Source organism: Streptomyces swartbergensis (assembly GCF_002148965.1).
Classification (GTDB): domain Bacteria; phylum Actinomycetota; class Actinomycetes; order Streptomycetales; family Streptomycetaceae; genus Streptomyces; species Streptomyces swartbergensis.
This window is the reverse complement of record NZ_NGFN01000351.1, coordinates 1-8,889: the sequence shown is the minus strand read 5'-3', so window position 1 is coordinate 8,889 and position 8,889 is coordinate 1. Positions and strand designations below refer to the sequence as shown.

The following is an 8,889-nucleotide window of genomic DNA, read 5'->3' as shown; positions in this document are numbered from 1 at the left end:
CCCGCCCACCACCGTCGCAGGCCACCGTCGGAACCCCGGAAGAGTCGCCCGTCGTGCCGCCGCCGTCGTTCTCCTGCTGGCGGCCGCCGTCGGCTGCGGGGACGCCGGTGGGCTGGAAGGTGCCGGTGCGACGGAGACGGCCGTGGGGCCGGCCCGGCTCTGGCCGGAGCTGACGCCGGCGTCCAGTCCGGCCTTCGAGATCGGTGAGGTGAACACCGAGGTGGTCAAGGGCGTCAAGGTCCCCGGCGACGACATCCGCCGGGTGGACCCGGTCGGGGTCGTCCGGGCCGAGATGGCCGCGAGCCCGGGCGACTACGACGGCGACAAGGCGCCCTACCGCGACACGAACCGCAGGATGGCCGACTGCGGCAAGGGCCCGGAGCACGGCAGGTGCCCGGTTCTCAGGCCGTACTACCGGGACCTCACCGGCGACGGGCGCGACGACCTGACGCTGGGCTTCCGGCTGCTGCCCGGCAAGACCACCGCGGTGCGCGTCTACACCGTCGAGAAGCACCGGCTCGTGCAGGTGATGGCCTGGGAGGACGCGCTGAGCGGCGTCGAGCTGGCCGGGCGTTCCCTCGTCATCCGCTCGCCCTCCGAGGTCGCGGGCTACGAGTACCGCCTCCAGTGGACCTGGGACCGGGACCAGCGGGCCATGCTCCTCACTCAGGACGAGATGCTGCGCACCGGCCCGCGGCAGCACTCCCGGCACCCCTCCGCCGCGCCCTCCGCCTCCCCCTCGGCGAGCACCGGATGAGACGCACGCTCCCCCACTGGTCCGGGACCCTCGCCGCCAAGGCCGCCGCCTTCATCACCGTGATGTGCTGTGCGCTGGCCGCCCTGCTCGGCGTCCTGGTGCACGTGCAGGTGACGAACCAGACCGTCGGCCAGGCCCGCGACCAGGCGTTGCAGCGGCTGACGCAGGCGACGGAGCGGTACGAGGCCGGGGACTCGCTCAAGCGTGGCGCCGGTGTGGATCCGCCGGGCCTGCCCCGGCCGCTGCGGAACCTGGCGGTCGGCGGGGACCGCGGCACGATGGTCTCCGACTTCCAGGGGCAACCCACGATGTGGGCGGCCGGGCCCGCCGACGGCGACCGGGCCCTGGCCGTCGCGGTGGACTACTCGCACCAGGCCCGCACCATCCAGGGCCTGGACCGGGCGATCCTGTGGTCGTCGGGGCTGGCGATCGGGGCGACGCTGCTGGTCGGCGCGTTCGCGGTGACGCGGGTGACGCGGCGGCTGCACACCACGGCGCTGGTGGCCCGGCGGATCAGCGCGGGCGACCTGGACGCGCGCGTGAACGACCCCCGCACGGACCCGCGGACGAAGGACCCGGCGCGCCCGCAGGACGAGGTGGCCGCGGTCGCCGCCGCGCTGGACTCCATGGCGTCGTCGTTGCAGGGCAAGCTGCTCGCCGAGCAGCGGTTCACCGCGGACGTCGCGCACGAGCTGCGCACACCGCTGACCGGGCTGCACGCGGCGGCCGAACTCCTGCCCCCGAGCCGGCCGACGGAGCTGGTGCGGGACCGGGTGGCGGCGCTGCGCACCCTCACCGAGGACCTGCTGGAGATCTCCCGGCTGGACACCGGCCGGGAGCGGCTGGAGCTGGACACCGAGCTGTTGGGGCCGCTGGCCCAGCGGGTGGTGCGGGGCGCGGGGAGCGACACGGAGGTCAGGGTCGTACGGGATGTGGCCGTGGAGACGGACCGGCGGCGGCTGGAGCGGGTGCTGGGGAACCTCGTGGCGAACGCGCACAAGCACGGGCGGGGACCGGTCGTGCTGACCGTGGACGGGCCGGTGGTCACCGTTCGGGATCACGGGGACGGCTTTCCGGAGTACCTGCTGGCGCACGGGCCGCAGCGGTTCCGTACGGAGGGCGGGGCCAAGGGGCACGGGCTGGGGCTGACCATCGCGCTGGGGCAGGCCGAGGTGCTCGGTGCGCGGCTGGAGTTCGCGAACGCGCCGGACGGCGGGGCGGTGGCGACGCTGACACTGGCGGCGGAGGAGCGGTGAGAGCTCGGGCCGCGGGTGGCCGTCCGTCTGCGGGCTGTTCGTGGATTTTCGCGCGGTTCCCCGCGCCCCTTCAGAGCGCTCCTTCAGGGCGCTCCCCCTATGGCCCAGTGTGACGGGCGGGGGTTATCGGGCGCTCCTAATGTGGCGGTTATTCAGCTTTGACACGCTCTGCTCCACATGGAGGTAACCCCCATGTCCCTGCGCTCCTCACTCACCAGCCGCCTCTCCATAGCAGCCGCCGCCGGCATCCTCGCGGCCGCGGCAGCCGTCACCCCCGCCGTCGCGGACGACCACTGGGGCACGGGGGGCGACCCATCCTCCGGTACCTCCACCGCCGGGAACGACGACTGGAACTCCGGCGGCAACAGCAACCACGACTGGAACGGTGGCGGCAACGGCCACCACGACTGGAACGGCGGCGACAACGGCAACACGGGCGGCAAAGGCGATCACCACCACGATCCACGCACCACCAGAGGCGTCGTCACGGCGAACACCCTGGCGCTGCGCAGCGCGCCCAACCGAGGCTCACAGATCATCCGGTTCGCCCACCGGGGCGACGTCGTCTCCATCTTCTGCAAGTGGGAAGGCGAGAGCGTGCAGGGCAATCGCACCTGGTACCTCCTCACGGACGGCACCTGGGCGTGGGGCTCGGCCCGCTTCATCGACCCCATCGACCGCAAGCCACGCCGGTGCTGACAATCGGGCAATCCGAAGCACACCACACGTCTCATTTGGTTAGATTCCGGACATGAGCAAGGCCGGAATCACCGTGGCGACGGCGGACCCGCCCGCGCCCGCCGTCCGCCGCCTCCCCCGGCGCCGTGGCATCGAACTCGCCCTCATCGTCCTGGCCGTACTGCTGTCCGTGTACGGCTACTGCGCCGTCGGCCTCGCCCAGCACGGCGCTCTCCCGCCCGGTGCCGCCGGCTACGGCGCCGGGCTCGGCGTGCTCGCGCTGCTGGCGCATCTGGCCGTACGCCTGCGGGCGCCGCACGCCGACCCGCTCCTCCTGCCCATCGGCGTGCTGCTCAACGGGCTCGGCCTGGTGCTCATCTACCGGCTCGACCTGGAGACCCCGGGCGACCGGGCGGCACCGGCCCAGCTGATCTGGTCGAGTCTCGGCGTGACGCTGTTCATCCTGGTCGTCCTGCTGCTGCGCGACCACCGGGTGCTCCAGCGCTACACGTACGTCTGTGTCGTCACCGCCCTCGTGCTGCTCACCGTGCCGATCCTGTTCCCGGCGGTGAACGGCGCCCGCATCTGGATCCGGATCGCCGGGTTCTCCATCCAGCCGGGCGAGTTCGCGAAGGTGCTGCTGGCGGCGTTCTTCGCCGCGTACCTGGCCGCGAACCGCAACGCCCTCGCCTACACCGGCCGCCGCATCTGGAAACTCCAGCTCCCCACCGGCCGGGTCCTCGGCCCGATCGTCGCCGTCTGGCTGGTCAGCGTCGGCGTCCTGGTCCTGGAGCGCGACCTGGGCACGTCCCTGCTCTTCTTCGGCCTCTTCGTCGTCCTCCTCTACGTCGCCACCGGCCGCACCGGCTGGATCGCCGTCGGTCTGCTGCTGGCCGCGCTGGGTGCGGTCGCCGTCGGCCGGCTGGAGCCGCATGTGCACAGCAGGATCGAGACGTGGCTGCACCCGTTCGCCTCGATCGAGGCGGGCGAGGGCCCGAACCAGCTCGCCCAGTCCCTGTTCGCCTTCGCGGAGGGCGGCATGCTCGGCACCGGCCTGGGGCTCGGCCACTCGGTCCTCATCGGCTTCGCGGTGAAGTCGGACTTCATCCTGGCCACGGCGGGTGAGGAACTCGGCCTGGCGGGACTGTCCGCGATCTTCCTCCTCTACGGCCTGCTGGTGGAGCGCGGCTACCGGGCCGGTCTCGCCCTGCGCGAGCCCTTCGGACGGCTGCTCGCCGTCGGCCTCTCCTCGCTCGTGGCGCTCCAGGTGTTCGTGATCGCGGGCGGGGTGACCGGACTGATCCCGCTGACCGGCATGGCGATGCCTTTCCTGGCGCAGGGCGGCTCGTCGGTGGTGACCAACTGGGCGATCGTGGCGCTGCTGGTCCGGGTGAGCGACTCGGCCAGGCGGCAGGGCGACGGGCAGGGCACGCGGTGACGCGGCACATCCGGCACGCCGGCCTCTTCTGCGCCCTGCTGCTGGTGGCGCTGCTGCTGAACGCCGCCCGCGTCCAGGTCGTCCAGGCCCCCGAGTACGACCGCCACCCCGCCAACCGCCGCCCCGACATCGCCCGTTACGAGGAGCCGCGCGGCGACATCCTGGTCGGCGGCCGGCCCGTCACCGGCTCGAAGGACACCCGCGAGCACCTGCGCTACGAACGGACCTACACGGACGGGCCGTTGTACGCCCCGGTCACCGGCTTCTCCTCCCAGCTGTACGGGACGACGCTCCTGGAGAAGGCCGAGGACGGCATCCTGTCCGGCACGGACCCGATGCTCGCGCCGTTCCCGCTGTGGAACGACTTCACGCGGGCACGGAACTCCGGCGGGGATGTCGTCACGACCCTCGACCCGGCCGCGCAACGGGCGGCGTACAAGGGACTCGCCGGGCTCAAGGGCGCGGTCGCGGCGCTGGAACCGTCGACCGGCCGGATCCTGGCCCTGGTGTCCCGCCCGTCCTACGACCCCCAGCCGCTGTCCGGGAACGGGTCGGCGGCGGCCGAGGCGTGGAAGCGGCTGAACGCGGACCGGGACCGTCCGATGCTCAACCGGGCGGCACGGCAGACATATCCGCCGGGCTCGGCCTTCAAGGTCGTCACCGCGGCCGCAGCGCTGGACGCCGGCGTGGTCAGGGACCTCGACGCGCCGACGGACTCCCCCGACCCGTACTCCCTGCCCGGGACGCGGACCCGCCTGACGAACGCGTCCCGGGGCTGCCGGGACGCCTCCCTGCGTGAGGCCTTCACCCTCTCCTGCAACACGGTGTTCGCCAAGCTCGGCGTGGAGGTGGGCGGGACGGACATGACGGCCACGGCCCATGCCTTCGGCTTCAACAACCCGGCGCTGCGGATTCCCTTCCCGGTGGCCCGGTCCACCTTCGACACCTCGCTCGACCGGGCCCAGCTCGGCCTGTCGTCGATCGGTCAGTACAACACCCGCGCCACACCGCTCCAGATGGCGATGGTCGCGGCGGCCGTCGCCAACGGCGGTCAGGTGCGGGAGCCGTACCTGGTGGAGCGCACGACCCGGCCGAGCGGCAGCACGCTCGCGACATCCGGCTCGCGCGCGGTCCGCCAGGCGATGCACCCCTCGACCGCGGTCCGGCTGCGCGCGCTGATGCGGGAGGTGGTCGACAACGGCACCGGACGCCGGGCCGCGATCCGGGGCGCCAAGGTGGGTGGCAAGACCGGTACCGCCCAGCACGGCCTCGCCAACTCCGGTATGCCGTACGCCTGGTTCATCTCCTGGGCGCAGGGCGACCGCGACCTGGCGCCGCGGGTGGCGGTCGCGGTGGTCGTGGAGGACGCGGAGTCGGAGCGCCGGGACATCAGCGGGGGCGGCGACGCGGCGCCGATCGCCCGGGCGGTGATGGAAGCGGTGCTGGCCCACGCGAAGTAGACGCCGGGTCAACAAGTCGCGCACAGGGGATTGACGGGCTTGCTGACAGGCAGTCTCATAAGGGGGACAGTGACGTGTGCATAACGAGGTGGGCAGCCATGACGACCCTGACGGAAGCCGACGCGCTCGACGGCCTGCGCGATGCCCTGGGCCTGCTCAAGGACCGGGAGCAGGTGGCCCAGCGGCTGCTCGACTCCTCCGCCAAGCACTCCTTCGACCCGGACAAGGAACTGGACTGGGACGCGCCCTTCGAGGAGGGCAAGTGGTTCTGGCCACCGGAGCTGGTGTCGCTCTACGACACGCCGCTCTGGAGGCGGATGAGCGAGGAGCAGCGGATCCTGCTCTCCCAGCACGAGGCGGCGGCGCTGGCCTCCCTCGGCATCTGGTTCGAGATCATCCTCATGCAGTTGCTGGTCCGGCACATCTACGACAAGGCGGCGACGAGCGCGCACGTGCGCTACGCGCTCACCGAGATCGAGGACGAGTGCCGGCACTCGAAGATGTTCGCCCGCCTGATATCCCACGGCGGCACGCCCTGGTACCCGGTCAGCCGCGTGCACCAGCACCTGGGCCGCCTCTTCAAGACCATCTCGACCACGCCGGGTTCGTTCACAGCGACCCTGCTCGGCGAGGAGGTCCTCGACTGGATGCAGCGCCTGACGTTCCCCGACGAGCGGGTCCAGCCCCTCATCCGCGGCGTCACCCGCATCCACGTCGTCGAGGAGGCCCGCCACGTGCGTTACGCCCGCGAGGAACTGCGCCGCCAGATGGTGACGGCCCCCAAGTGGTCCCAGGAGTTCACCCGCGTCACCTCCGGGGAGTTCGCCCGCGTGTTCTCGGTGGCGTTCGTGAACCCCGACGTCTACACGAACGTGGGCCTGGACAAGCGGGAGGCTCTCGCGCAGGTGAGGGCGAGCGGCCATCGCCGCGAGGTCATGCAGAACGGGTCCAAGCGGTTGACGGACTTCCTTGACGACATCGGGGTGTTGCGGGGGGTCGGGCGGCGGTTGTGGAGGTCGTCAGGGCTGCTGGCCTGAGCAGGACGGCCGACTGGACGCCCCACCCGGTAAGTCCGGGTGGGGCGTCGCGGCGTCACTGCGGCTCGTCCTCCCCGTCGCCGTCGGGCTTGAGCCGGTCGTCGATGCGGATGGTCACGGGGTCACAGTCGCCACCGGCGTGAGGGTCTCGGGCGATCTCCTCGACGATGTCGCCGATGCGCTTGTGGAGATGGTGGGCGATGGCCTGGGTGCCGCGCCCGGCTTCGGCATCCCACCTCACGTCATCGAGGCTGGTGAGGATGGCCACGAGGCTGGGCCCGGAGAGGCCTGCCATGACGATGCCATGGGTCTCGCTGACGGCGCCGGGGCTGTGGAAGTGCTGATCCGCCCCGGCGTGTTTGACCAGGAACTCCCAGGTATCGCGGTGGGCGTGAAGGACGGCGGCGGAGATACCGGCGGCCGCCCGAAGCGTTTCGGGGTCCAGCGAGTCGTCGTCCGACATCTGCGGCTCCGGCCGGGCGACCGGCTCGGGCCGCTTGTCCTCCTCCGGCGTTGAGGGCGGCACCGGTTCCGGAGCGGCCGGCTCCGCCGCCGGGGAGGCCGCCGTGCGGACTTGGTCTCCGAGCCGAGGTCCGGTAGTGATGGCGGCTGTGGCGTCCTGCCGACTCTGATCGATGGTGTGCTGCGGGGGCAAGTCCCCGGCAAGAACGCGATCCGGCCATCCCGGCATCGCGAAAGCGAACCCGGGTCAGGTCATGTCCATGCAGGATGACTACTGTCCTCCTTGAACTCGTCACCCTCCGTGGCCCTGAAGGAGATCACCACCGCATGTCCCCCCACACCACCCGCCTCGTACGGCTGCCGCGTCTCAAGGTCGCCGCCGTCGGGGTCACGACCGCTCTCGCCCTGACCGCGTGCGGCGGCCAGGCCGGCTCGGACTCCGGCAAGGCCTCCGGCGACGACGCCCCGCAGGGCGTGGTCAGCAAGGCCGCCGCCAAGAAGATCGCCGATCACTACGAGGAGGTCAACAACAAGGCCAACGCGGCGCAGGACGAGAAGCTCCTGGGGACGGTCGAGGCGGGCCAGGTCTACGCGATGGACAAGGCCACCTACACCCTCTTCGAGACCTGGCCGAAGAAGGAGCAGAAGGCCTACACCAAGCCCTTCTCCTACCAGGACCGCGAGTACGTCATCCCCAGGAAGGGCACGGCCACCTGGTTCGCCGTCCGGGCCAAGTCCAGCGAGAACAGCGAGAACAGCGTGCTGCTGGTCTTCGACAGGGTGGGCGGCACCTACAAGATGGTGCTGGCCCTGTGGGCCGACGGTGAAGAGCCCCCGAAGCCGGCCCTCGACCGTCACGGTCTCGCCGAGGCCGTCGACCCCGGCACCAAGGTCGGCAAGCTCGCCCCCTCCGACATCGGTGCCGCCTACGCGGACTTCCTCGAGACCGGCGGCAGGAAGAAGGGCAAGGCCCTGACCTCCACGGAGCCGGTCGAGAACGCCAAGAAGACCTACCAGCGCAGCAGCACCGAGGGCGCGGCCGACGGCATGGCCACCGAGAAGTTCTTCGCCAAGCGCCCGGCCGACCCGAGCGTGTACGCCCTGCGGACCGCCGACGGTGGCGTCCTCGCCCTGTTCCCGGCCGCCCACAAGCAGGAATCCCTGCTCAAGGAGGCCTACCGCTCCAACGCGGCCCTCGTCCCCAACGACGAACAGTCCGCTCTCGGCGCCACCAGGGGCGCCCTCATCACCGACGTGTTCGAGGGCCAGGGCCTGGCCGAACTGACCTCGGAGTCCGCCAGGATCACCGCCGTCGACTTCCAGCACGTAGACGCCCGCTAGAGGACGGCCCGGTCCCCCACTGAGCCGCAGCCGCCCACGGCGAGAAGGGGACGTGTCGGGGGGTGTCCGCCCGCAGCGGTCGGCGCGTCAACGGACAGTCAGTCGGCGTCCGRCCCCATCGCGCCGTTCCGAGGACGRACACCCCCCGKYGCGGCCCCGACCCACCACAGCCGCGCAGGCGCAAGCGGCGCACCCCCACCGAAGCCGCACAGGCCGCCGCAGGCCCCCCGCTCCGCCGCCGGAGGATTACGCTGCGAGTCATGACACCAGCCGCCCCCACCCCCGCCTACCGGCGACTCAGCGTCGAGGAACGCCGCAGTCAGCTCCTCGCCTCCGCGCTGGACCTCTTCGCGCACCGCGCCCCGGAGGACGTCTCCCTGGACGACGTGGCGGAGGCGGCCGGGGTCTCGCGGCCCCTGGTCTACCGGTACTTCCCGGGCGGCAAGCAGCAGCTCTACGA

Annotated in this window: 9 protein-coding genes; 8 read left to right on the top strand and 1 reads right to left on the bottom strand. The window is 71.8% G+C overall.

Annotation, left to right across the window (positions count from 1 at the left end):
* From CA983_RS36010 to CA983_RS35985, 6 genes are all read left to right on the top strand, one after another.
* Positions 1 to 757 (top strand): hypothetical protein (locus CA983_RS36010; RefSeq protein ID WP_341866720.1); only part of this gene is annotated, 757 nt, incomplete at its 5' end.
* Positions 754 to 2,013: an ATP-binding protein gene (locus CA983_RS36005; protein WP_086604946.1), complete on the top strand. Its 1,260-nt coding sequence runs from the start codon at positions 754 to 756 to the stop codon at positions 2,011 to 2,013. The genes CA983_RS36010 and CA983_RS36005, both read left to right, overlap by 4 nt.
* 192 nt (positions 2,014 to 2,205) lie before the next feature.
* Positions 2,206 to 2,712: an SH3 domain-containing protein gene (locus CA983_RS36000; protein ID WP_086604945.1), complete on the top strand. Its 507-nt coding sequence runs from the start codon at positions 2,206 to 2,208 to the stop codon at positions 2,710 to 2,712.
* 52 nt (positions 2,713 to 2,764) lie between these two features.
* Entirely contained in the window at positions 2,765 to 4,129 is a 1,365-nt protein-coding gene (locus tag CA983_RS35995; protein ID WP_086604944.1) for an FtsW/RodA/SpoVE family cell cycle protein, read from the top strand.
* Positions 4,126 to 5,589, top strand: a complete 1,464-nt coding sequence (locus CA983_RS35990; RefSeq protein ID WP_086604943.1) for a penicillin-binding transpeptidase domain-containing protein — start codon at positions 4,126 to 4,128, stop codon at positions 5,587 to 5,589. Before CA983_RS35995 ends, CA983_RS35990 begins: the two co-directional genes overlap by 4 nt.
* 98 nt (positions 5,590 to 5,687) lie before the next feature.
* The gene (locus CA983_RS35985; protein ID WP_086604942.1) at positions 5,688 to 6,626 is read left to right on the top strand and encodes an AurF N-oxygenase family protein; all 939 of its coding nucleotides are present in this window, start codon (positions 5,688 to 5,690) and stop codon (positions 6,624 to 6,626) included.
* A gap of 55 nt (positions 6,627 to 6,681) precedes the next feature.
* On the opposite strand, the gene CA983_RS35980 is transcribed toward CA983_RS35985, so the two are convergent.
* The gene (locus CA983_RS35980) at positions 6,682 to 7,152 is read right to left on the bottom strand and encodes a hypothetical protein (protein ID WP_086604941.1); all 471 of its coding nucleotides are present in this window, start codon (positions 7,150 to 7,152) and stop codon (positions 6,682 to 6,684) included.
* Between the two features lie 263 nt (positions 7,153 to 7,415).
* Here CA983_RS35980 and CA983_RS35975 point away from each other — a divergent pair, with 263 nt between their 5' ends.
* Positions 7,416 to 8,429 carry a DUF8094 domain-containing protein gene (locus CA983_RS35975; RefSeq protein ID WP_086604940.1) on the top strand — a complete coding sequence of 338 codons (1,014 nt, stop codon included), beginning with the start codon at positions 7,416 to 7,418 and terminating at the stop codon, positions 8,427 to 8,429.
* A gap of 260 nt (positions 8,430 to 8,689) precedes the next feature.
* Positions 8,690 to 8,889: helix-turn-helix domain-containing protein (locus CA983_RS35970; RefSeq protein ID WP_143645646.1), on the top strand; the 200-nt coding region annotated here is incomplete at its 3' end.

What these genes read in the sequence shown, in the direction of transcription:
- CA983_RS36005 (WP_086604946.1), top strand. Translation starts at nt 754, where the DNA reads ATGAGACGCACGCTCCCCCACTGGTCCGGGACCCTCGCCGCCAAGGCC.
- CA983_RS36000 (WP_086604945.1), top strand. Translation starts at nt 2,206, where the DNA reads ATGTCCCTGCGCTCCTCACTCACCAGCCGCCTCTCCATAGCAGCCGCC.
- CA983_RS35995 (WP_086604944.1), top strand. Translation starts at nt 2,765, where the DNA reads ATGAGCAAGGCCGGAATCACCGTGGCGACGGCGGACCCGCCCGCGCCC.
- CA983_RS35985 (WP_086604942.1), top strand. Translation starts at nt 5,688, where the DNA reads ATGACGACCCTGACGGAAGCCGACGCGCTCGACGGCCTGCGCGATGCC.
- CA983_RS35975 (WP_086604940.1), top strand. Translation starts at nt 7,416, where the DNA reads ATGTCCCCCCACACCACCCGCCTCGTACGGCTGCCGCGTCTCAAGGTC.